We start from the raw sequence: 23,074 nt of genomic DNA on the forward strand, positions 1-23,074 counted from the left end.
GGAACCGACGAACACGTCACGACACGGAAGGTGTGTCGGGGAGAGAGACCGCCAACCCACCGCAGGGGTCTGTCTCCACCGGCACCCGTGTCGCACTCTCTGCGTCCACGTGCCCTACTCAACTCCCTTTCGCGGCGCGGATCCGCGCCGCAGACCGTGAATAACGAAGGCGGGATGTGAGCGCCGTCAGCCGCACCGAGGAAAGACGAGGGGCCGCATCCGAACGGACGCGGCCCCTCCCCTGGTAGGGGTCTCAGTAGCTGTTCATGTTCACCGCGGCGACGCCGGCGACGATGGCGATGATCCAGAGGATGACACCCAGACCGAAGAGCACGGCGCCGATGATGATGCCGACGAGGGCGGGGGTGTTCTTGTAGCCGGCCTTCTTCGACTGGTTGAAGGCGATGGCAGAGATGATGAGTCCGATGACGTTGAAGAAGATCGCGACGACAAGGCCGACGACGCCGAGAGTCTTGCCCGGGTAGTCGACGCCGGGAGCGGGCTGCTGAGTCATGAAGAGTCCTTTTGCTCGAGACGGATTGACCGCACCACTCTGGCAGAAGTCTGGGAGTCAGCACAGAGCACTTGACACAAACGGGTGAAAACTCTCATGAAGTCTCACGCGCGCGTCGCGAGGGCGAGCAGTCGCACCGTTTCACCCAGCGCAGGCATCAGCTCGGACGCCATCTGCTCGTACACCTCCCACTCCCGCCGGTACGGGTCGACGACGTCGTCGAGCGAGGGATCGGCCGGTGCCTCGATCTCGCCGCGCACCGACACGAGGTGTGCGAGCAGCGCATCCAGCCGCGCGCGCGGGTCGGAACCCGCTGCGTCGGCCACCGAGCGGGCGGCTTCGTCGGACACGTGCGCGGCCAGGCGAGCGAGCTCGCGCACGGTGAAGGTGCGCCGGGTCGCCGCGGGAGCCAGCTCCACCGCCGCTCTGCGGTGCTCCCGCGTCATCGCCAGCACGAGTGCGGGGGTGCGCAGATGGCTCTCGTTCAGCCAGCGCGCGCGATGCGCACCGATCAGATCCTGCGGAACGCCGTACGCCTGCGCGAGCGCCGCCGCCTCGGGCGTCATGGGCTGGTCGACGAGTGCCTTCACTCCGGCGCTCGCGGCCGTGACGCCCACCCGGCCCAGTTCGTCGCGGAGGATCACCTCGGCGAACGGCGAGCGGCAGATGTTGCCGGTGCACACCGTCAGAACCTCGAGCATCGCGGGTGTCTCCTGTCCGCCGGGCCCTGCCCGGTAACCTGGCCCCTGTGAGCGATCCTACCGAGCCCGGCCGCGGCGAGTCCGGCGCCTATCGTTCCTCGCGCTTCGAGCGCGCCTCGGACGGAGCCTGGACCGCTCGCCGTGAGGACGCAGCGGCGAGCGCAGGACGATTCGAGAACCTCGGTCTCGTCGAGGCGGAGATCGACGAGCAGCCGGAACCCGAGCGTCGTCCCCGCCGGCGGCGTCCACGCGCACCGCGTGTCTGGCTGCAGGGCGGCAGCACGACACAGCGGTGGAGCTGGCTGCTGGTGGGCGGCGCGCTCATGGGGCTCGGCGCCGGTCTCCTGATCGCGACGGCGGCGTCGACGCTGATCGGCGGAACGCTGGGCGGGTGGGTCGGCAGCATCGTGCTCTGGGCCTCGATGATCGTGCCCGTCGTGATCGCGTACTCCCGCTCGGTGCCGCGGGGTCTCCTGCGCTTCCGCGCGACGGACCTGCTCTTCGGGCTGATCCTCGGACTCGGCCTGCGCGTCATCAGCGGCTGGTTCGAGCAGGCGGAGCGCGGCACCGCGCTCTGGCCTGCGTTGTCCACGACCAACGGCGGTCTCTCGGGTGTGGACTGGCTCGTCGACGCCGTCGTGCCCGTCGTCATCTCGCCCGTCGTGGAGGAGTTCTTCTTCCGCGGGTTCCTGCTGGTCGCGCTGTACACCGTGTTCCGTCGCCTCACGCGCTCGCCGTCGGTCGCCGGCGCGGGGGCGGCCCTGATCAGCACGGGGATCTTCCTGCTGCTCCACCAGTTCACCGGATCGCTGTCCGACGGCGCGGCCGGCGCCGCATCCATCGCGCTGTTCGGACTCGCAACGTCCGTGCTGGTGCTGGTGACCGGCAGATTCTGGGCGGCGCTCGTCGCCCACATCGTCTTCAACGGCTCGTTCGTCGCGCTCGCCGTCGTCGGCACGCTCGCGGGTCTGAACGGGGGGATCGTCGCGGCCTGAACGGGCCGGGGTGAAGCCGCGGGTGAAACCCGGCGCCGGGGTGTTCGCGGCACCGTGCGTCGAGGTTAGCGTCTGTTCACCCGATCCCGTCTGTCGGAGATCGACGCTCGGCCGTCGGTCTCCGACAGCGCCGCACCCTCACCGCCCGGAGGCCCCCATGCCCCGCTCCTCCCGCGCCGCTGTGCGCCTGGCCATGCTCGGTCTGACCCTCGTCCTCGCGGCGAGCGTCCTGCTCTGCGCGATCGCCGTCATGCGCGGCACCCTTCCGCTCTGACGCTCAGCGACCCAGGCCCGGGCTCTCAGCGACCGAGGCTCGCGCCGAGGGCGCCGTCCGTCCGCCCCGGAACGATGAGGAACGACGCGGATGCGGTCGGCGTGGCGAACGTCATCAGATCGTCCGTCTCGTCGAGGCGACGCTGAGTGCGCACGAAGTCGTCGAGCTCCCGCTGGAAGCACATGAACAGCAGGCCGTCGTCGGGCTCCTGCCCAGGGCCTGCGGCATTGCTGTACGCGTACCCGCGCCGGAGCATGAGCCGGCTGCCCGTGAACGAGGGGTGGGCCGCGCGCACGTGCGAGCGCGACGGCACGAGATAGCTGCCGTCCGGGCTCTTCGCCGTCAGGTCCGCCTCGGCCGTGGGGCCACCGCCGGACAGGGGATCGCCCGTGGCGCGCACGCGGCCGACGACCGCATCCTGCCGCTCGCCCGGCAGTGCGCCGAACCCGGCGGTGTCGAGTCGGAGGCGCCGGATGACCGCGATCGTCCCTCCGGCTGCCGGGCCGTCGGCGATCCAGACGTTCTCGTCGAGCTCGTCGCCTGTGTGCGGCACGATGATCCCGTCGTGGTACCCGAGCGGATTGCGCACGATGGTGCCCTCGCCGGCGCCTCGGACGCAGGGCTGCGTCCACCGCCGGACGGCGCCACCTGCGGCGGCGAGGACATCGGCGATGCTCGCGTGCAGTGCACCCGCATCCGACGCATAGGCCGAGATCAGCAGGTCCCCGCCGCGCATGTCGTCGGACAGTGACGCGTCGCTCGCGAAGCGCGGGAGCGTCGCCGCTCCCGGAAGCGACGTGTCGATCGCGGCGACCAGTCGAGGACCGATGCCGACCGTGATCGTCAGGTCGCCGGGGCCGTCCGGCAGCACGACGCGCTCGGTGGCTGCGGGATCGGTGAGCGCGTCGATGCGGTCGCCGAGCGATGCCAGCATCGCGAGCACCCCGTCCGCCGTGGTGATCTCGGGGGTGTCGGCGACGACCACCAGTCCGTTGCGCTGCGGCGTAGCCGGACGAGCGATGCCCGCCTGCGTGCGCCCCCGCGAGGGAACGGTCGCGGTTCCGGCCGTCGGAGCAGCATCGGGAACGGGCGCCGCGCTCTGCGCGAGCGCCCACCCGCCCGCGGCGCCGAGTGCCGCGCCGCCGATTCCGATGCCGCCGCCCAGCAGCAGCGCGCGCCGGCTGATCCCGGATGCGGGTGTCTCGCTCACGGCGTCGTTCCCGCCGCCGCGGTGAACACGTCGGGGAGCGAGACGCCGTCGGCATCCGCGAACGTGACGGTCGTCCACTCCGTGGCTCCACCGAGGCGCACATCGAGCCGGCGCAGGAGCGACGTGCTGTCGAGCCAGTAGCGGACGGTGGCTGCGGCGGGGTCGGCCGCGGGTGTCGCGGCGACCTGATCGCTCTCGGGTCCCGCGTAGACCGTCAGCGTCTCACCGTCGACCTCTCGCGTGCCGAGCCAGAGCGCTCCGCCCTGCTGCAGCAGCAGCGGATTGTCCGGGCGATCGGCGCCGAGCTGCGCGATGACCGACAGGAGGGCGTCGCGGCGGGAACCGCTGGGATCCAGTGCCCCGCCCGCCCACGCCGTGTCGAGTTGATCGGCGTCGGGGATGGGTAGCGGCGCGGGGCTGTCGCCGGCCTCCGGGGTCGCGGTCGAAGCCGGATGCGTGCCCGCGACCTGCGTGTTCCACAGCAGCAGCTGCGGATCGACGCTCTGCCATCGCCCATAGCCGATGACCGTGGCGTAGTCGTACCAGCCGTCGAAGTGCGACTCGCTGCCCTTCTCGGTGAGCGAGAACGAGATCGCGCGGGCGCCGGTGTCCTGGTTTCGCAGCCGCATCGTCGCGAGGTCCTGTGCCTCCTCGCTCGTGAGCGGGCGCGCGTCGTCGGCGGCGAAGTCGTCGGAGGCTGCCGCGGTGCATCCGGTGAGGGTCGCGATGGCTGCGGCGGCGACCACCAGTGCGGCGGTGAGCCGGCGTCTCATCCGCGAGCCCCGGCGGCGAGCAGATCGGCCGCCGGAAGTGTATAGCGGCTGAGGTCGGGGGCGCCGAGGGAGGCGGGGAGCGAGCGCGCGGGGGCGTCGGGGTCGGGAAGCTGAGGCTGCGGCGGGGGCGGCGGCACGGCGCGGAAGCTGACGCCGGGCGGAGCGACGGATGCGGGCAGCTCCGCCGACGCCGCGGCGGGCTGGTCCACGCCGCTCGCGCAGTCCGCGGCGAGGGTCGCGGGCAGCACTGTGACAGCGGCGGGATCCACGCAGTTTCCCTGTGCGGGCGCGCGCGGACCCGAGATGTTCGCGGTGTCGACGCCGTTGGCCTCGAAGGCGTTGCCTGTGAAGACGTTGCCCTGCGCGCGCAGATCCTCGGTGCCCGCCAGCAGGATGCCCGCGCGCGCGTTGCCGGTGATGCGGTTGTCGCGGATGTCGTTGTCCGTGCCCCCGCTGATCCCGATCCCGATCCCGAACCCGCCGTCTGCCTGCACGGGGGAGGTGGGTTCGACGTTGTCCGAGACGAGGTTGCCGACGACGGTGTTGCCCGCCTGCGGGACGAAGGCCTCCTGGTAGTTGGAGATCAGCGTCAGACCGACGCGGTTGCGGCTGAAGCGGTTGCCCACGATGTACACGCTGTCGGAGGCGTTCGCGTTCTCGAAGCCGACGGCGTTGTTCTCGGCGATGTTGTCCCTGACGGTGATGTCGCAGTCCCGGCACTGACCGACGTAGATCCCGCTGTCGGCGGAGCCGGACGCGTAGGAGTTGGAGATGACACCGTGCTGGGCGTCGAAGGCGTAGAGCCCGTACAGGCCGTTGTTGTAGGCGGTGACGTGGTCGATCAAGAAGCGCTGCACCGGGGGGAACTTCTCCGGGTCCAGGTGCGTGTATCCGCCGCCGCCGTGCGCGGTGGGCCCGTTCTCGTCGTGGAGTCCCGTGACCAGCACGCCGTAGAAGGTCGCACCCGTGACCGTCAGGTTCTCGATGCTCACGCCGTCGGCGATCGCGACGATGCCGTAGGGGCGCTGCCCCTCCCCGTCGACGACGGTGTCGTTGCGGTCGAGCCCGCGCACGGTCACCCCCGGCTTGTCGACGAGGACCTGCTCGGGATAGACGCCCGGCGAGACGAGGATGAGGCCACCCTCGGCGACCCGCGCCACGGCCTCGGAGATCGTGGACGCATCCGCCGGCACGGCGACCGTCTGAAGCGTCGCGGGTTCGGCGGCGCACGCGGCGAGGGCGGATGCGGCCAGGGCGAGGGCAGCGAGAGCGGCCGCGAGACGGCCCCTCGAGGAAGCAGGCATGACCGGATACTAACCGTGCACGACGCAGGTGCCTGCGTCGGCATCGGATGCGGGTGAAAGGGCGGGTGAAATACCCGGCTCACCCGGCTGGACGATCCGTCCGAACGGGAGTCTGAGATGTCCTTCCTGCCCGAGGGAGGACTTCCCTTGTTCTCGCACGCCCGCCCGAGACCGCCCAAGAGTCCGCCGGAGGATCGTCATGCCCACTGCCCTTGCCCGCCCTAGACACGCTCGCCGGCGCCTGCTCGGCGCGGCGATGGCCTGGACGCTCGCCCTCACCGGCGCAGGCCTCGCCGCCGCGGCACCCGCATCCGCTGCGCCGCAGGACGAGGTGCGTGGAACCGTCTTCCGCGACTTCAACGGCAACGGCTTCTTCGACACCGGTAACGCCGCGGGAACGGGGCAGGCGAACGACCGCGGGCTCGCTGGTGTGACGGTCACCGTCGTCGACGGTGCCGGCACGGTGCTGGGCACGACGACCTCCGCTGCGGACGGCACCTACGCGATCGACGCATCGGACGCGCTGAGCTCCGACGTGCGCGTCGAGTTCTCCGACTGGCCCACCGCGTACGAGCCGAGTGGCACGAGCGCCGCGGGCACGAACGGCACGAGCGTGCAGTTTGCGAAGGTCGGACAGTCCGGCATCGACTTCGCCCTCAACCAGCCCGGCGACTACTCGCAGGCCAAGGCGCCGATCGTCACCTCCATCCAGCGGGCGGGCACCCCGACGACGGCGCAGGGCGGCTCCCCGGCGGCCATCAACGGCGCAGCCATCACGGCGCTGCCGTACGAGGCGAGCTACCGGGGCGCGCAGCCGTCCGGATTCGCGAATCTCACGACCCTCGCGACCTTCGGCGAGGTCGGCGCGGTCTCGAGCGTCGTCTACCAGCCGCAGTCCAACAGCGTCTTCGCCTTCGCGACGTACAAGCGTCAGAGCGGACTCGGATCGCTCGGCATCGGCGGCGTCTACCGGGTCAGCGACGTGCTCGGCGCCGACGGCAAGCCCTCGGATGCCGGCTCCGTCACCCCGTGGCTCGATCTGACCGCTCTGGGGATCGATCTCGGCACGGCGGCGACGAACGCCGCTCGCGGGCTCACCTCCGCGACCACTGCGACCCACGATGTGGACGGCTTCGAGAAGGCCGGAAAGATCGGCGTCGGCGGCGTCGCCCTCTCGGCCGACGGCTCGACGCTGTTCTTCATCAACCTCCACGACAAGAAGCTGTACTCGATCGACGTCTCCGATCCCTCCGTCACGCCGACCGGCTACACGTCGTGGGATCTGGGGCTCGGCGACGGCCAGCGTCCCTGGGCCGTCACGGTGCACAACGGGTCGATCTATGTCGGCTACGTCGACTCCGGCGAGACCGCGTCCGGTTCTCGCCCCGGAGTCTCGGCCGCCGCCGCGGGTCTGTCGCTGCACGTGCTCTCCACGCCCGCAACCGCGCCCGGCACCTGGACCGAGGTACTCTCCTCGTCGCTCGGCTACGCCAAGGGCGACGTCGCACTGGGCGCGCTCAGCACGCAGGCGAAGCGCTGGAACACGTGGACCGACACGTGGACGTGGACGGGGGGCTCGGTCAGCGAGCCCAACGGAGGCTGGCACATCTACCCCCAGCCGATCCTGTCGAGCCTGTACTTCGACGACGAGGGCTACCTGAGCCTTGCTCTGCTCGACCGCACCGCGATCCAGGGCGGCAACCGCAACTGGGGCACGGTGAGCACCGGATCCTACGAGACCGCATCCGGTGGCGACCTGCTGATCGCGGCGCCCAGCGGAGCGGGCTTCGTCATGGAGAACAACGGCGTGGTGGGCACGCGCACCGCGGCCGTGGGCGCGACGCCCGAGGGCCCGGGCGGACGCGAGTTCTACGACGACCGCCAGAACCTCGGCAGCGGTACCTATCACCGCGAGAACACCCTCGGTTCGGTCATCGGCATGCGGGGTACCGGTGAGGTCGTCGCGACGACCTACGACCCGCTCGGCGGCATCCGCTTGGGCGGCCTGCAGTGGTTCAACCAGAACAACGGCCGCTCGCTCTCCGGCTACGAGCAGACCGCCGACGGCGGCGGCTCACCCTCGCCCGACGGGACGTTCCAGAAGGGCGGCGGCCTCGGCGCCGTCGCGCTGGTTGCGCGGGAGGCGCCGGTCGAGATTGGCAACCGCGTGTGGTTCGACGCCGACCAGGACGGCATCCAGGACGCCGATGAGCCGTCGATCGCGGGCGTGACCGTCGAGCTGCGCGACAGCACCGGAACCGTGGTCGCCACCAAGGTGACCGACGAGAACGGCGAGTACTACTTCCGCTCCGACGCCGACGGCTTCGCCACCTCCGGCGACTACACGGTGACCTTCGTGAAGCCCGCCTCCGGCACCATGGACCTGCGCGGACCCAACGCGACGAGCTTCGGCGCCGTGCGCTGGCAGGACGCGTCGTTCACGCAGACCGCCGCGGGCGGTGATCCGGCCGTCGACTCCGACGCGGACGCATCCGGAGTGGCCTCGGTGACGATCGCCGGAGCCGGATTCAACGACCACACGATCGACGCCGGTTTCATCGCGAACGTTCCGTTCACGGTGGAGAAGGACATCGACGCCTCGGGCGGCGCCGCGACCGACGGACAGCAGTTCACGATCGATCTCGCCGCACGCGACTTCCGCGGCGGATCCCTCTCGCCCCCGCTCACTCAGAACAGCGTGACCCTTGAAGCGGGTGAGGTCTCGGGCACGTTCACCGTGCCCGTCGGAACCCGCATCAAGCTCTCCGAGAGCGACGCCAAGGTCAAGTCGTACGTGGTGACCGGGGCCGGCGCGGCGGATGCCGACGGCTACCGTGCGCTCACGGGCACCGGCACGACCCTCGCGCTCGTCGTGACGAACACCCTGTTCGCGCCGGGCACGATCACGGTGACCAAGCAGGTCACGGGCGACTTCACGCTGGCCTCGGACCAGCTCGAGGACGCCGTCTTCACGGTCGCCTACTCTTCGGCCGCCGGCAGTGGGACGCTCGAGCTGAAGAGTGCAGCCTGGAAGGCGACGAGCCTTCCGCTGCCCTACGGCACGGTGGTGACACTGAGCGAACCCACCATCACGGGCGCCGACCCGAGCGTCTCCTTCGCGACGCCGGTGTGGAGCTCCGGCGACAACGGCGACGGCACGGCCACCGTGACCGTCGGTGACGGCACCGACACCGCACTCACCCTCACCAACCCCTCGACACTGCTGACCGGTACGTTCTCGGTCACGAAGGACGTCACGGGGCCCGGAGAATCGCGGGTGCCCGCGGCGACGGCGTTCGTCGCGCAGTACTCCACCGACGGCGGCACGACCTGGATCGACCTCGCCGAGGTCACCGACGGCGAGACCGTCACGGGACCCGCGGCGCTGCCCACCGGATCGACGGTTCTGGTGCGCGAGAAGACACCGCCGACCCTGCCCGACGTGGCCTGGGGCGCGGTTGCCTTCTCCGGAACGGGTGTCGTGGACAACGGCGACGGCACCGCGACGGTGACCATCGGCAACGGCACGACCGCGCAGGTCACCATGCAGAACCCGACCACGCCGCTCAACGGCCAGTTCTCGGTGACGAAGGACGTGACGGGACCGGGTGCGACGCTCCTCGACCCCGACACCACGTTCGACATCGACTACACCTGGTCGGGCGGTAACGGCACCCTCACCGTGCGCGACGGGGAGACGGCGACCTCGCCGGCCCTGCCGACCGGGACCGTCGTGACCGTGACCGAGGTCGCGCCGACGACGGGACTGCCTGCGGGCGCCGCCTGGGGCACGCCCACGCTCACGATCGGCGGCACCCCCGCTGCGAACGGGGCCACCCTCACGATCGGTGACGCCACGACCGTCGCCGTCGTGGTGACCAATCCCACCACCGTCACGCCCTCCGTCGAGATCCGCAAGGGAGACGGAGACCGGGCGACGGGCGCCATCGTCCACGAGGCCGACAGCGTCACGGACGGCCAGGCGTACGGTCTGGACGAGTCTCGCTCCGTGGTCTTCCGCGTCGTCAACACCGGTCCCGAGCCGCTGCGCAAGGTGGCACTCACCGACGCCACGGTCGCCGGAGGCGCCGTGACCCAGCTGAGCTTCGCCTTCCCCGACGGATCGACGACGGCGGCGGACTACGACGCCGCCACGGGCGTCTGGACGGCCGAGTGGGCCAACACCTTCGCGCCGGGCACGACCGAGTGGGCCGTCGGCGACGTGATCGTCGGTACGGCCGTGCTGACCCCTGGCGTCGGTGACGGCGCGCACCAGGACGTCGCCACGGTGACGGCCGAGGGCGCGCTCTCCGGCCAGCCGGTCGACGACGAGAACGGCTACAACGCCTTCACGGGGGCGATCCAGGTGATCAAGTACGACGGCAACCTGCCCGATCCTGCGGTGAAGGACACGACCGGCAACTGGATCGTGCCGGCGAAGCCGCTGCTCTCGGCCGCGCAGGACGCGAACACCGAGGACACCGCGGTCACCTACCCGGTGCTCACGCCGCAGAAGGTGCGGTGGGTCGTCACCAACACGGGTGACACCTGGCTGACCGACCTCTCGCTGGTCGACCTCACCCAGGACGGTCCCGCCGTGGGCGACGACTGGACGGCGGACCTCTCCGGCGTCGGCGGCCCCGCGGACTACTCGTTCACGAAGGACGGCAACTGGCAGGGGCTTCTCGCCCCCGGCGCCTCGTTCTTCGCCGAGGGCACGCTGACGCTGCCGGCATCGACCACGCACGCCGACCAGGTGACCGTGGTGGGAACGGTCGTGGTGCCCGAAGCGGATGCGGACGGCAAGCCGACCGATCAGCCCGCCACCTCCGGCGGCACGCCGGTCACGGCGAAGCGCGACGACGGCACCCCCTTCACCGTGACCGACGAGGACCCGTTCCACGCCAAGACCGGGGTCGGCCCCATCGTCGACATCCAGAAGGGTGACGGATCGGGGACGGCCATCGCCCACGAAGCCGACACGATGACCGACGGCGAGGCGTACACGCCCGGTGAGACGCGCACGATCGTGTTCCGTTCCACCAACACCGGTGACGAGCCCCTCGTCTCGGTCGAGCTCGGCGACGTCACGATCGCCGGCGGTGCCGTGGTCTCGATGAGCTGGACCCTGCCCGACGGCACACCGCTGCCGGCGACGCAGGACCCCGCCACCGGTGCCTGGTCGGCGTCGTGGGCAGGGCCATGGCAGCCCGGCGACGTGATCACCGGCACGGCATCGCTCACCCTGGGCACCGCCTCCGAGGCCCATGTGGACCGCGCGAGTGTCGACGCCGTCGGTCAGCTCTCCGGCATCCCGGTCACGGACTCGAACGACTACAACGCGTTCACGGGTGCGATCCAGGTGATCAAGTACGACGGCAACAAGCCCGACCCGGCCATCACCGACGACGCGGGAGCGTGGGTCACGCCCGCCAAGCCCCTCGCGGATCCCGCGCAGGACGCGAACGACGCCGACCACGCCGTCGAATACCCGGTCGGTGTGGCCGAGCCGGTGCGCTGGGTGGTCACGAACGCCGGCACGACCTGGATGACCGACATCACTCTGACGGACACGACGGATGCGGGTCCCGCCATCGGTTCCGACTGGACAGCCGACCTGTCGGCGTTCGGCGGACCGGCGGACTACTCGTTCGCCGAGAGCGGTCCGTGGCGGGGCCTGCTGCCGCCCGGAGCCTCGTTCTTCGCGCAGGGAACCCTGACCCTGCCCGCCGAGCAGTCCCACGCGGACACGGTCGACGTCGCCGGTACCGTCGTCGTCCCCGCGGTCTCCGCCGACGGGGTGACCCCGAACGGCCAGCCGCTGATCGTGGACGGAGACGCCGTGCGCGCCACCGTGCCCGACCCGTCGGATCCGACCCAGCGCGTCCCGTTCGTGCTGACCGATGACGATCCCTTCCACGCCCGTACGGGTGTCGGCCCCTATGTCGACATCGAAAAGGGTGACGGCGAGGGTACGACGATCGCGAACGACGCGGACACGATGGCCGACGGCCAGAACTACGAGAACGGCGAGACCCGCACGATCGTGCTGACCGTCACCAACACGGGCGATGAGGATCTGCACCGCGTGGTGCTGAGCGACGAGAACCTCTCGGGCGCCGGGATCCAGTCCCTCGTGTGGACGCTGCCCGACGGCTCGACGCTGCCTGCCACCCAGCAGGACTCCGGCTGGAGCGCGCGCTGGGAGCAGACGTTCTCGGGCGATGCGGTCTGGCGCCCGGGTGAGGTCATCACGGGATCCGCGACCCTCACGCTCGACGGGGGAGAGTCTCATGTCGACCGCGCGGTGGTCGAGGCCGAGGGCGTCGCCAGCGGCATCCCGGTCACGGATCGTGACGACTACAACGCGTTCACGTCCGGCATCCAGGTCATCAAGTACGACGGTGACAAGGCCGATCCCGCGGTGAAGGACGCCTCGGGAGACTGGGTGGTGCCCACGAAGCCCCTCGTCGACGACGCCCAGGACGCGAACGATCGCGCTCACGCCGTGAAGTACAAGGCGGGCAGCGAGCACAAGGTGCGTTGGGTGGTCACGAACACGGGTTCGACGTGGCTGACCGCGATCGACCTGACCGACGTCACCGCGACCGGTCCCGACGTGGAGCGCTGGACCGCCGACCTGTCGGCGTTCGGCGGGCCGGCGGCGTACGACTTCGTCGCGAGCGGGACCTGGCACGGGATGATCCCGCCCGGTGCGTCCTTCTTCGCAGAGGGGACGCTGCGCCTCGGCGAGGGCGTCACCCACGCGGACACGGTCAGCGTCGGCGCAACTCCCCTCGTGCCTGCCACCGACAGCGACGGCGTGCCGACCGGGCAGCCGCAGGTCGACGGGTCGGGCAAGCCCGTCCCGGTGACCGATGCGTCGGGAGCCCCCGTGCGACTGACCGACAGCGATCCGTTCCACGCCTACGCACCCGAAGCGCTGGCGGTGACGGGACTGACCCTGTCGATCACGGGTGCGGTGCTCGCGGCACTGCTGCTCATGACGATCGGCCTGATGGTCGTGCTGGTCGGACGAGGACGACGCCGGGCCGGCGCCTGATCCCCGCGTCGCCACTCCGTCACGTGCGGGGTGGCGACGCGGAGCCGACATGCCGCACTCGGTGAGCGCACGCCCGCCCCTGTCCGCTGATGCGGACGGAGGCATCGGCGTGCCGCCGTCCGCCGTATCGGGCCGACGTCCGGGTGGCGTCGTAGGGTGGAGTCGGCGGCGGGGTGCTCGACACCCGGGCACGTCGCCGGAGACGACCCGATGAGCCTGTCCGCTGTGCCGCGCGCCGGCGTCGGCGTCCTCGCGCGAGCCCGACTGGTGGCCGCGCTCGACGACGCCGCTCCGCTGGTCATCCTGCACGCCCCCATGGGGTACGGCAAGACGGTTGCGATGGCGCAGTGGGCGCGCGGCACCGCGCACCGCGGCGTCTGGATGCGGGTGCGCGACGGCGGCGGTGAGCCGCGACCCTTCGTCCAGCAGCTCGCCGCGCAGCTCGTGGATGCCGGGCTGCTCGACGACGGGAACCCGCTCCGCACGGCCGCGGAGACCCTCGCCGTCGACGACGATCCGTGGGGTCTGCTCGCTCGCGGGCTCCGGCGCCGGCCCGGCCTGATCGTGGTCGCCCTCGATGATGGGGACCGGCTCTCCGACGCCACCGTCCGAGGCCTCATCGACCTCCTCGCGGACGTCCCCGAGCTGCTCGTGCGCGTCACGGTCCGTCGCGCCTCCCTCTTCACCGAACCGAGCCTCGCGGTCCTCGTCGACGCCGTCATCGTGGGCAGGGGAGAGCTGTCGTTGACCGCATCCGAGGCGCTCGAGCTCACCGGCGACTCCCAGGCCGCGGACCAGATCGTCGCGGGCGGCGGCGTGCCCGCCCTCGCCCGCATGCTCACGCTCGGCGACGTCGGTGCCTCAGGGGCCAACGTCGAACAGGCCGCCCGGTCCCTGCTGCGATTGCGGGGCGGGAACTGGGACGATGCGTTCGTGGCGTTCCTCGAGACGGTCGCCGTCGCCGATGCGCTCGACGTGCGCCTGGCCGAGGCGATCTCCGGCCGATCCGACGCACTGCGACTCCTCGAGACGGCGGAGGCGGAGGGGCTCGGCTCCTGGGAGACACCCGGCCCGAGAGACTCCACCGCCGTGTTCGTCTTCTCGCCGTTCCTCCGTCTGGCCGCGGAGGAGAGTCTGCGTCGGGAGCGTTCGCGACCCGAGGTGCGCGAGATCATCCGACGGGTCGCGCGCTGGGAGCTCGAGCGGGGCTTGGCGTTCTCGGCGTTGCGACGCGCGGCGGAGATCGACGATGCATCGCTCGTGGACGAGGTCCTGCGGCGGCATTGGAACGAGCTGCTCACGTACCGCGGTCGTCTGACGGAGCTGTTCGCTCACGTACCGCTGCTGGCGTTGCGTACCCGGCCGCTCGTGGCGATGGTGCTGGCGATCGTCGCGAATGCGAGTGGCACCCAGCGTCTGCGCGCGCTCGAGTACTTCGGCCTGGCCATCTACGGAGCCAGGATGCAGCGGGCCAGCGCGCCGCCCGCCGACCGCGTGCTGCTCAGGGCGATCGAGACGACGTCCTACCGTGTCTCCGGGCGCTCCGGTGCGCTCGCCGCCGCCCGCGACGGCTACCGCGCACTGCAGGAGATGGACGCGGCCGAACGGGACCGGCTGGGCCGCAATGAGCCCACCGTGTACAACCAGATCGGCACGTCGCTGTTCTACGGGGGCCTCACCGCCGATGCGCTCGACTGCTTCCGCCGTTCGACAGCCGTCAGCGACGCGAAGGGCCTGTTCGCGGGGCTGCAGGGACTGGCGCTGACCGCCGGGACGCTCGCCGTGACCGGCGAGGTCGGCGAGTCGCGAGAGGTGATTGACGAAGCGCTCTCGCGCGCATGGCCCGAGCGCTGGGTCGACGGTTATCCGGGGAGCTTCCTCCAACTCGCGCGCGGCTTCTCCGCCCTCGAAGGCGGTGATCCGGATGCGGCGGACGCCGCGATCCGCATTCTGGACGCGCACCGTGCGACGATCGAGCACTGGCCGCTGCTGACGCACCTGGACGTGCTCATCGCCCTGGCGCGCGGGCGGGTGGGTTCGGCGCACGCCGTGCTCGCGAACGCTCTGCGCACCCAGCAGGCGCGTCACGCGACGTCCGAGCTGACGCTCAGCAGGCTGCGCCACACGCGCGCTCTCGTGCTGCTCGCGGCGGGAGATGCCGCCGGGGCGGAGCGGGTCGTGGCGAAGGACAAGGATCCCGTGCGGCGCGGCGTGAGCCTGGGACGCATCGCGCTGGCCGCCGGCGACGTGGAGGGTGCCGTGCGCGTGCTGCAGGCCTCGGCGGGCATGGCCGCATCCGCTCGCATCGAGTCGGAGCACCTCGCGCTCACCGTCGGCGCGCTCGCGCTGGGCGGCACCGATCCGGACGGGGCCCGGCGGATGCTGGATCGTCTCGCGGTGGTGCTCGAACAGCGCGCCCTGCTGGTGCCGCTGGCGATGGTGCCGGCCAACGCGCTCGAGGCCATCGCAGAGGTCGCGGGCGATCCCGATGTGCAGCAGCTGATCGCGCGTGCCGGGCGGATCGGCATGATCCCGGCTACTCGTCGTCGTGTGCAGCTGACGCCTCGCGAGATCGCGGTGGCCGACGAGCTGACCCGCAGCGAAACGGTCGCCGAGATCGCGGCGGCGTTGGTCGTCTCGCCGAACACCGTGAAATCCCAGCTGCGCAGTCTCTACCGCAAGCTCGGTGTCAGCTCGCGTGTCGACGCCCTTCGTGCGCTCGCGGCGCTGGATCTGCCGGGGTCGGAGCACTGACGGGGCGGCGCGCGTACGAAGCGACGAGGCGCAGCAGCACCAGCGCGAGGAGCGCCACCGCCGCCGCGGTCACGTAGAGGGCGACGTAGTTGCCGCCGCGCCCGCCGAGTGCATCGCCGCCCGTGGCGAGCAGCGCCGCAGCCGCCAGCGGGCCGACGACCTGGGGGATGGTCTCGGTCGCATTGAGGATCCCGAGGTAGGCGCCCGTGCGTTCGGCGGGGATCGTGCGCAGCGCGAGGGCGAAGTCGACGGCGAAGAAGGTGCCCATGGCGAGGCCGCCCACGAGCGCACTCGTCCACAGCTGGATCGGCTCCGCGGCGAAGGCGCGCAGCAGAGAGGCAGCGATGAGACCGACGATGGATGCCGCGAGGAACGGCCGGTAGTCGCCGCGGCGACCGGCGAGCAGTCCCATGGTGACGGCGGCGACGACGATGGCGCCGCCGCCGAGCACGGTGGACAGCGAGGTGATGCTCGTGGCCGACGCCTGATCGCGCAGCATACGGTCCATGACGAAGTACAGGGTGAAGGCGGTGGTCAGTGAGAAGGCCGATTGCAGGAGGAGCCGCTGCACCCACACGACGGCGAAGCCGGGGGCGAGGGTGAAGCGAGGACGACCCGAGGGGCGGGAGGGGGGACCGACGGTCGCGACGGCGGCATCCGGGACGAACAGGACGCACAGGACGACCGCGATCACCGCAGCGGCGGGCATGATCGCCGAGGCGAGCACCAGCTGGCTCGGGAGGGTCGCTGCGATCACGAGAGGGGGGACCGTGCCGAGGAAGGCGGCCGCCGCGAAGATACCGGAGGCCCCCGCTCGCCATCTCTCCTCGACCGTGTCGGCGAGCTGGGCGGCCGCGGTGGCCAGCACCGCGTTGTAGCAGACCTGCATCCCGATCCACGCGAGCACGAGGGTGAACAGGTCGCCCGCGCCCAGCAGCCACCAGGTCGCCAGCGGCCCGGTGACAGCTCCGGCCAGCATCCAGGGCCGTCGCCTGCCCCACCCGACTCGTGTGCGGTCCGAGAGGAACCCGACGAGCGGGTTGGCCACGATCGCGGCGAGGGCGCCGGCGGCGATGACCACGGCGAGCGTGCCCGCGCGATCGGCGGCGGGCACCAGCGCCGCCACCCGCACCGGGAGTCCCACGACCGCCGGAGCGGTCAACGCTCCGAGAGCGGAGAGGTTGACGGCGGCGAGGAAGGGGACGGTGCGCAACGCGCGAACGGGGGCGACGGCGTCGGGCATCACAGCCTTACGTTACGGAATGGCCGCGTGCCCGGGCCGCGCCGGGGTCGATCTGTGGACGCAGAGTCCCCGGCTCTCACGTTCGGCCGGCCGCGCGCTCGGCCCGCCAGGCCGGCAGATAACAGAGCGCACCGAACACGCTGAAGGCGCCTGCGACCGCGAAGGCGATGCCCGTACCGGTGTGCTCGGCCAGCACGGTCAGGGCGAGCAGGCCCGCGCTGTAGACACCGCCGGAGACCATCGCGTTGGCGGAGAGCACGCTGGCCCGCGTGCCCGTGTCGGCCTGGCGGTGCAGCAGCGTGTTGTGCATGGGGCTGGCGGCTCCGTGCGACAGGTACGCGGCGCCGTACGCGGCGAGCAGGCCCACGGGCCCCGCGACGACGCCCATGACCACCACGAACGCGCCGTTCAGGATGCGGGCGAGCGCCGCGGTGACCGCCACGCCCCATCGCCTGGCCGCACGCCCCGCCACGAGCGAGCCGAGAGCGAAGAGTCCCCAGGCGGCGGCGGATGCGGGCCCGAACAGTGCGCCCGCCGCATCCTCGCCGCCGGCGAGTTCCGCCAGCCGCACCGGTGTGAGGGTCTCGAACGCGACCATCGCGACGGCCCAGAAGACCTCCACCGCCAGCAGCGCCCGTAGGACGGGGGATCGGCGGACCAGGCGCAGCGCCCCGAGCAGTCCCGATGTGCCGGCGGCCGGGCCGCGCACCCGTCGGCGGGGGCGTGCCGGCTCGACGACGAGGACCGCCGTGACGACGACGCTCAGGGCGGACAGCGCGAGACTCACGAGGAACGGCAGCACGAGTGCGGAGCTGCCGGGAAGCGGTGCCCACGCCACGAGCAGTCCGCCGCCGAGCGCTCCCGCCGCGATCGAGACGCCGAGCACCGTGGCGGCGCGGGCGAGCCCCTGCTCCACGGGGGCGTCGGGATCGGCGGTGTGCGCCGCGTCGACGTACCAGGCCTCGAGCGGGCCGGAGTCGAGCGTGCGGAACACGCCCTGCAGGAGCATCGCGACGGCGAAGGCCGCCACATCCTGCGCGAGCACGAACAGCACGGTCGACGCGAGCCCGATCAGCGCGGCGATCAGCAGCACCGGACGGCGCCCCAGCGTGTCGGCGAGTCCGCCGGTCGGCAGCTCCAGGACGAGCGCGACGATCCCTTGCAGCGACAGGATCGCGCCGACCTCGACGAGGCTGAGACCGCGCTCCAGCGGAAGGAGCGCGGTGAGTCCGAACGTCACTCCGACCGGCAGCCAGCGCAGCGCGGTCAGCCACAGCAGCCGGCGCTGTGCGCCGGCGGCGTCGATCACGCGTCGTCCAGGTCGAGGGGCCTCGCGAACGAGGTGACGTGGATGCGGCGTGCCCGCGGGTCTGCTGCACCCGCATCGCGGTAGCGCGCCATGAGCTCCGCCAGCTCGGCGGAGAAGGCGGCGGTCTGCTCGGGCGTCACGGTCAGGAAGCCGTCGGACAGGCCCAGCACGTCGACCCATTCCGCGGGCCAGTGCTCGGCCGCATCCAACCAGCGCTCGGCACCCGCCGCGAACTGACGCACGTAGTCGCGGCTCAGCCATGCCAGTGCGGTCCGGGCGTCCTCATCGCCGGCGAAGTCGGAATCGACCCAGGAGTGACGCTCGCTCGCCGCGCGCCACTCGCGGCGGCGTCCCTCGCCCTCTCCGGTGTCGGTCACGAGTCCCACCTCGCCGAGGGCGCGCAGGTGGTAGCTGGTCGCGCCCGAGTTGGTGCCGAGTGCGCTCGCGAGCTCGGTCGCCGTGGCGGGGCCGTGGGTGCGCAGACGGCTCAGGATGCGCGATCGCAACGGATGGGCGAGCGCGCGCACGGCGCGACTGTCGAGGCGGATGGTGCTGTCGGTGCGGGGCTCGTCCATGCCGCGACTCTAGCCATACACAGTTCCTTTGCACAACTTCTGTGCATTAACCCGACAGCTGCGAAGAGCGTCGGATGCGGGGGCGGGGGCTTCGGCGTGCTAGGCTTCTCGTTTGGTGCCGCATCCCTGCTGGTCGGCGCCGCGAACGTGAGCCCTCCACTGGCGTCTTCTCGTGAGAAGCACCCCGGAGCGGGATTCACGAACCTCTCCGTTCGATCAAGAAAGCAGCACTAACGTGACGCGCACTTTCACCCCCAAGGCTGGCGAGATCCAGCGTGAGTGGCTGGTCATCGACGCGACCGACGTCGTCCTCGGACGCCTCGCCTCGCACGCGGCCACCCTCCTCCGCGGCAAGCACAAGCCCACCTTCGCCAACCACGTCGACACCGGTGACTTCGTCATCGTCATCAACGCCGACAAGGTGGCCCTCACCGGGCAGAAGCTCGAGCAGAAGAAGGCGTACCGCCACTCCGGTTACCCGGGCGGCCTCAAGTCCGTCACCTACTCGGAGCTGCTCGAGAAGAACCCCGTCCGCGCCGTGGAGAAGGCCATTCGCGGCATGCTCCCCAAGAACAGCCTGGGCCGCCAGCAGCTCTCGAAGCTGAAGGTCTACCGCGGTGCGGAGCACCCGCACGCCGCGCAGCAGCCCACGGCTTACGCCTTCGACCAGGTCGCCCAGTAAGCGCCGCTCAGACTAAGGACACTCTCGTGGCGAACATCGAAGAAACCACCAACTACTCGACCGAGACCCCGGCCGACCTCGAGGCTGCGGCCGTCGAGCGTCCCGTGCTCTCCGTCCCCGGCGCCGCCGTGGGTCGTCGCAAGCAGGCCATCGCCCGCGTGCGCATCGTTCCCGGCACCGGCAAGATCACGATCAACGGCCGCACGTTCGAGGACTACTTCCCGAACAAGCTGCACCAGCAGCTCGTGACCGACCCCTTCACGATCCTCAACCTCACCGACGCGTACGACGTGATCGCCCGCATCCACGGTGGTGGCCCGTCGGGTCAGGCCGGTGCGCTGCGTCTGGGCATCGCCCGCTCGCTCAACGGCATCGACGAGGAGAACAACCGCCCGACCCTCAAGAAGGCCAGCTTCCTCTCGCGCGACGCTCGCGTGAAGGAGCGCAAGAAGGCTGGTCTCAAGAAGGCCCGCAAGGCTCCTCAGTACTCGAAGCGCTGACACGCCGAATGGCGTTGTTCGGTACGGACGGCGTGCGGGGGCTGGCGAACGGCCCCCTCACCGCCGATCTGGCGCTTTCCCTGGCCCAGGCGACCGCTGTCGTCCTGGGCCAGGGCCGTTCCGCGGAAGCCCGACGTGCGGCGGGCAAGCGGCCCACCGCTGTCGTCGCGCGCGACCCGCGGATCTCGGGAGAGTTCCTCGCCGCGGCGGTCGCCGCGGGCCTCGCCTCCTCGGGAGTCGACGTCCTGGACGCCGGTGTGCTCCCCACGCCGGCGGCCGCCTTCCTCATCGGCGACATCGACGCCGACTTCGGAGTGATGGTCTCGGCGTCGCACAATCCCGCTCCCGATAACGGGATCAAGATCTTCGCGCGCGGCGGTGTGAAGCTGCCCGACGCCGTCGAGCAGCGCATCGAGTTCGCGCTCGCGGGTCCGAAGCTCCAGCCCACGGGAGCCGCGGTCGGCCGCATCCGTCGCTTCGCCGACGCGGAGGACCGTTACGTCGTCCACCTGCTGCAGTCGCTGCCGCACCGCCTGGACGGTCTGCACGTGGTGCTGGACTGCGCGCACGGCGCGGCTGCCGGTGTCTCTCCCGAGACGTTCCGGGATGCGGGCGCGCGCGTCACCGTGATCGGTGCCGATCCCGACGGGCTCAACATCAACGACGGCGTCGGCTCGACGCATCTCGATCACCTCGCGGCGGAGGTCCTGCGGGCGGGTGCCGACCTCGGCATCGCGCACGACGGCGACGCCGACCGTTGCCTCGCCGTGGATGCGGCGGGCCGCGTGATCGACGGTGATCAGATCATGGCGATCCTCGCCGTGTCGATGCGTGATCGCGGCGTGCTGCGCGACGACACCCTCGTCGCCACCGTGATGAGCAACCTCGGGCTCCACCGGGCCATGGCGGCCAACGGCATCCGTGTCCTGCAGACGGCCGTCGGAGACCGTTACGTGCTCGAGGAGATGAACGCCGGCGGATATGCGCTGGGGGGCGAGCAGTCGGGTCATGTGATCATGAGCGACTTCGCCACGACGGGCGATGGACTGCTGACCGGGTTGCACCTGATGTCCGAGATGGCTCGCCAAGGGCGCTCGCTGGCCGAGCTCGCTTCGGTGATGACCGTCTTCCCGCAGGTGCTCATCAACGTCAAGGACGTCGACCGCACCCGGGTCGCCGATCCGGGTGTCGCGGATGCCGTCGCGGCGGCGGAAGCAGAGCTCGGATCCAGCGGACGCGTGCTCCTTCGCGCGTCAGGGACCGAGCAGCTCGTGCGCGTCATGGTCGAGGCGGAGGATGCCGAGCAGGCCCAGCGGATCGCGGATCGGCTGGCGGAGGTCGTGCGCGAGCGTCTCGCTCTCTGAGGCGTCTCAGCCTCGCGGCACGCGGGCGACGAGTTCGGCTCCGGGTTCCATCGGAGTCAGCACCAGGCGTCCACCCAATCCCTCCAGTCGGTCGGTCAGGCGGCCCAGCCCGCTCAGCGCGGCGGCCGGGTCCACTCCGATGCCGTCATCGCGCACGCTGAGTCGCACCTCGTCGGGCGCGACGTGCAGGACGACGTCGATCTGTGCGGCCAGCCCGTGCCGCAGCGCGTTCGAGACCCCTTCCTCCGCGACGCGCACGAGCGCGAGCCGACGGCCGAGGTCGAGTTCGGGCTCGGCCCCCGAGGGGACCACCGTGAAGGACGCGTCGATCGCGGCCGGGATGCGGGAGACCAGCGCCCGGAGGGCTGCGGCCACTCCGCGGTCGATGCCTTCGGGATAGAGAGTCGCGCTCACGGCGCGCAGTTCGTTCTCGCGCAAGGCGTCCAGCTCCTCGCGGATCCGCTCGATCCTGCCGCGCTGGTCGCCGTCGAGCGCGGCGGCCACATCACGCAGGTCGGCCTGCAGCATCACGACGCGCCCCTGCAGCGTGCCGTGGAGGGTGTCCGCGATCTCCCGTCGGACGTGGAGTTCCTCGTCCTGCAGCGCGGCCAATGCCGCCGTCGCCTGCGCTGCCTGCGCGAGGCGGGCCCGCTCGGACTCGCGCGCGCGGCGCCGGGACCCGACACTCTGCAGCGCGAACACGAAGGTCACCGACATGAGGAGCGTCGCAATGGCCGCATCCGCGAGCGCGAGTGGCACGGAGGGATAGATCCCGACGAAGATCTGCGCGGCGGCTCGGCACGCCGCCGCGAACCCCGCGCAGCCGACGAGCACCGCGATCCGAACGATCCCCGTGCAGAAGATCAGGCGTGCGCGGCTTGCGAGGAGCGTGGCGATCGCGACGCCGCAGAGGTTGATGGTCACTCGGATGACGAGATCGCCGAACGGCGATGCGTCCGTGCCGCGCAGGGACACGGCGTTGATCCCGAGCAGGAGGACCGCCTGGGCGCTGATGGCCAGGGAGAGGGTGCCGCCGAGGGTCAGGGCGACGAAGGAGAACTGCCGCTGATCGGCGGCCCGATCCACGAGAGCGATGTCGCTCGGCGGATCTCCGCTCACGCGCTCTCCTCGAGGAAGATGCGCACGGCGCTCACGCGGGGGTTGCGCTCGGCGTCCCCGCCGAGGCCCAAGGCGCTATAGACGGCGTTGACGTGATTGTCGACGGAGCGGTCGGCGAGACTGAGGCGGCGGGCGATGGCGGTGTTCGTCAACCCCTCGGCCAGGAGTGTCAGCACTTCGAACTGACGGGTGCTGAGGCCCGCGAGACGACCGCGCGGGCGCGCGCGGCGACGCTCGACGAGCTCACGATCGAGCACGCTGCGTCCTCCCGCACTGGCGCGGAGGGCGGAGACGAGCGACGGCGCCGACAGCGCGGAGGTCTTGGAGAGATAGCTCCATCGGCGACGTTGCTCTTCCGGCACGTCGAGCAGGGTGTTGAGGCGGTCCACGGCCGACAGCAGCACGATCGACAGCGAGCTCTGGCGCTCCTGCAGCCGACGGCCCACCTCGATGCCGTCGCCGTCGGGGAGGGTGATGTCCAGCAGTGCGATGTCGAGATCGCGGGGGAAGGCGGCGGTCTCCGCGGCGGAGCCGGCGGCGACGACGAGGTCGAAGTCCGGGACGGCGCGGAGGAGACCCACGAGCATGTCGCGGTAGAGGGGCTGGTCCTCGACGAGTGCGATGCGCAGTCTCGCCACGGGTGTTCCTTCGCAGACAGATGGGTATGCGCACTGATGGTGGGGATGGGCGCCCC

The 23,074-nt window shown here is 71.2% G+C and carries 16 protein-coding genes; 6 read left to right on the forward strand and 10 right to left on the reverse strand.

The features are described from left to right. Nucleotides 1-253 precede the first annotated feature (253 nt). Both EHF32_RS15540 and EHF32_RS15545 read right to left on the reverse strand, forming a co-directional pair. Nucleotides 254-514: a hypothetical protein gene (locus tag EHF32_RS15540; protein WP_137419029.1), complete on the reverse strand. Its 261-nt coding sequence runs from the start codon at nt 512-514 to the stop codon at nt 254-256. A gap of 104 nt (nt 515-618) precedes the next feature. Beyond that, nucleotides 619-1,215, reverse strand: coding sequence for an arsenate reductase/protein-tyrosine-phosphatase family protein (locus EHF32_RS15545; RefSeq protein ID WP_137419030.1), 597 nt, complete (start codon nt 1,213-1,215; stop codon nt 619-621). Between the two features lie 47 nt (nt 1,216-1,262). Between EHF32_RS15545 and EHF32_RS15550 the strand changes: the two genes are divergently transcribed. Next, the gene (locus tag EHF32_RS15550) at nt 1,263-2,210 is read left to right on the forward strand and encodes a CPBP family intramembrane glutamic endopeptidase (protein ID WP_137419031.1); all 948 of its coding nucleotides are present in this window, start codon (nt 1,263-1,265) and stop codon (nt 2,208-2,210) included. Nucleotides 2,211-2,509: 299 nt separating this feature from the next. Here the strand turns inward: EHF32_RS15550 and EHF32_RS15555 are convergent, their stop codons facing one another. From EHF32_RS15555 to EHF32_RS15560, 3 genes are read right to left on the reverse strand one after another with little or no spacing between them, the layout of a single operon-like run. Then, nucleotides 2,510-3,694, reverse strand: a complete 1,185-nt coding sequence (locus tag EHF32_RS15555; RefSeq protein WP_161594145.1) for a Dyp-type peroxidase — start codon at nt 3,692-3,694, stop codon at nt 2,510-2,512. Beyond that, nucleotides 3,691-4,467, reverse strand: a complete 777-nt coding sequence (locus EHF32_RS15845; protein WP_161594146.1) for a hypothetical protein — start codon at nt 4,465-4,467, stop codon at nt 3,691-3,693. Before EHF32_RS15845 ends, EHF32_RS15555 begins: the two co-directional genes overlap by 4 nt. Beyond that, nucleotides 4,464-5,771: a right-handed parallel beta-helix repeat-containing protein gene (locus EHF32_RS15560; RefSeq protein WP_137419033.1), complete on the reverse strand. Its 1,308-nt coding sequence runs from the start codon at nt 5,769-5,771 to the stop codon at nt 4,464-4,466. The genes EHF32_RS15845 and EHF32_RS15560 overlap by 4 nt, the downstream gene beginning before the upstream one ends. A gap of 199 nt (nt 5,772-5,970) precedes the next feature. Between EHF32_RS15560 and EHF32_RS15565 the strand changes: the two genes are divergently transcribed. After that, entirely contained in the window at nt 5,971-12,834 is a 6,864-nt protein-coding gene (locus tag EHF32_RS15565; RefSeq protein WP_137419034.1) for an SdrD B-like domain-containing protein, read from the forward strand. Nucleotides 12,835-13,044: 210 nt separating this feature from the next. Then, nucleotides 13,045-15,588 (forward strand): LuxR C-terminal-related transcriptional regulator, encoded by a 2,544-nt coding sequence (locus EHF32_RS15570; protein ID WP_137419035.1) that lies wholly within the window; start codon nt 13,045-13,047, stop codon nt 15,586-15,588. On the opposite strand, the gene EHF32_RS15575 is transcribed toward EHF32_RS15570, so the two are convergent. The 3 genes from EHF32_RS15575 to EHF32_RS15585 form a co-directional block, all read right to left on the reverse strand. After that, complete coding sequence (locus EHF32_RS15575) at nt 15,524-16,831, reverse strand: MFS transporter (protein ID WP_137419036.1); 1,308 nt, start codon at nt 16,829-16,831, stop codon at nt 15,524-15,526. The genes EHF32_RS15570 and EHF32_RS15575 overlap by 65 nt on opposite strands. Before the next feature lie 76 nt (nt 16,832-16,907). Further along, a complete protein-coding gene (locus EHF32_RS15580) occupies nt 16,908-18,140 on the reverse strand; it encodes an MFS transporter (RefSeq protein WP_137419037.1) in 1,233 nt (410 codons plus the stop codon). Then, the gene (locus EHF32_RS15585; protein ID WP_137419038.1) at nt 18,137-18,715 is read right to left on the reverse strand and encodes an ArsR/SmtB family transcription factor; all 579 of its coding nucleotides are present in this window, start codon (nt 18,713-18,715) and stop codon (nt 18,137-18,139) included. Before EHF32_RS15585 ends, EHF32_RS15580 begins: the two co-directional genes overlap by 4 nt. Before the next feature lie 235 nt (nt 18,716-18,950). On the opposite strand from EHF32_RS15585, the gene rplM reads away from it, so the two are divergent. From rplM to glmM, 3 genes are read left to right on the forward strand one after another with little or no spacing between them, the layout of a single operon-like run. After that, complete coding sequence (gene rplM, locus EHF32_RS15590) at nt 18,951-19,397, forward strand: 50S ribosomal protein L13 (protein WP_137419039.1); 447 nt, start codon at nt 18,951-18,953, stop codon at nt 19,395-19,397. Nucleotides 19,398-19,423: 26 nt separating this feature from the next. Next, nucleotides 19,424-19,897: a 30S ribosomal protein S9 gene (rpsI, locus tag EHF32_RS15595; protein ID WP_137419040.1), complete on the forward strand. Its 474-nt coding sequence runs from the start codon at nt 19,424-19,426 to the stop codon at nt 19,895-19,897. 8 nt (nt 19,898-19,905) lie between these two features. Continuing rightward, a complete protein-coding gene (glmM, locus tag EHF32_RS15600; RefSeq protein WP_137419041.1) occupies nt 19,906-21,261 on the forward strand; it encodes a phosphoglucosamine mutase in 1,356 nt (451 codons plus the stop codon). A 6-nt stretch (nt 21,262-21,267) separates the two neighbouring features. Here the strand turns inward: glmM and EHF32_RS15605 are convergent, their stop codons facing one another. Then, nucleotides 21,268-22,380, reverse strand: a complete 1,113-nt coding sequence (locus EHF32_RS15605) for a sensor histidine kinase (protein WP_137419042.1) — start codon at nt 22,378-22,380, stop codon at nt 21,268-21,270. Then, nucleotides 22,377-23,018 (reverse strand): response regulator, encoded by a 642-nt coding sequence (locus EHF32_RS15610; RefSeq protein ID WP_137416220.1) that lies wholly within the window; start codon nt 23,016-23,018, stop codon nt 22,377-22,379. The genes EHF32_RS15605 and EHF32_RS15610 overlap by 4 nt, the downstream gene beginning before the upstream one ends. Nucleotides 23,019-23,074 lie beyond the last annotated feature (56 nt).

This window comes from Microbacterium sp. RG1 (genome assembly GCF_005347485.1).
Lineage (GTDB): Bacteria > Actinomycetota > Actinomycetes > Actinomycetales > Microbacteriaceae > Microbacterium > Microbacterium binotii_A.

Bases quoted from the DNA above. Each gene is read 5' to 3' on its own strand.
- glmM (WP_137419041.1), top strand. From the start codon at position 19,906: ATGGCGTTGTTCGGTACGGACGGCGTGCGGGGGCTGGCGAACGGCCCC.
- EHF32_RS15845 (WP_161594146.1), bottom strand. From the start codon at position 4,467: ATGAGACGCCGGCTCACCGCCGCACTGGTGGTCGCCGCCGCAGCCATC.
- EHF32_RS15545 (WP_137419030.1), bottom strand. From the start codon at position 1,215: ATGCTCGAGGTTCTGACGGTGTGCACCGGCAACATCTGCCGCTCGCCG.
- EHF32_RS15560 (WP_137419033.1), bottom strand. From the start codon at position 5,771: ATGCCTGCTTCCTCGAGGGGCCGTCTCGCGGCCGCTCTCGCTGCCCTC.
- EHF32_RS15575 (WP_137419036.1), bottom strand. From the start codon at position 16,831: ATGCCCGACGCCGTCGCCCCCGTTCGCGCGTTGCGCACCGTCCCCTTC.
- EHF32_RS15540 (WP_137419029.1), bottom strand. From the start codon at position 514: ATGACTCAGCAGCCCGCTCCCGGCGTCGACTACCCGGGCAAGACTCTC.
- EHF32_RS15585 (WP_137419038.1), bottom strand. From the start codon at position 18,715: ATGGACGAGCCCCGCACCGACAGCACCATCCGCCTCGACAGTCGCGCC.
- EHF32_RS15570 (WP_137419035.1), top strand. From the start codon at position 13,045: ATGAGCCTGTCCGCTGTGCCGCGCGCCGGCGTCGGCGTCCTCGCGCGA.
- EHF32_RS15565 (WP_137419034.1), top strand. From the start codon at position 5,971: ATGCCCACTGCCCTTGCCCGCCCTAGACACGCTCGCCGGCGCCTGCTC.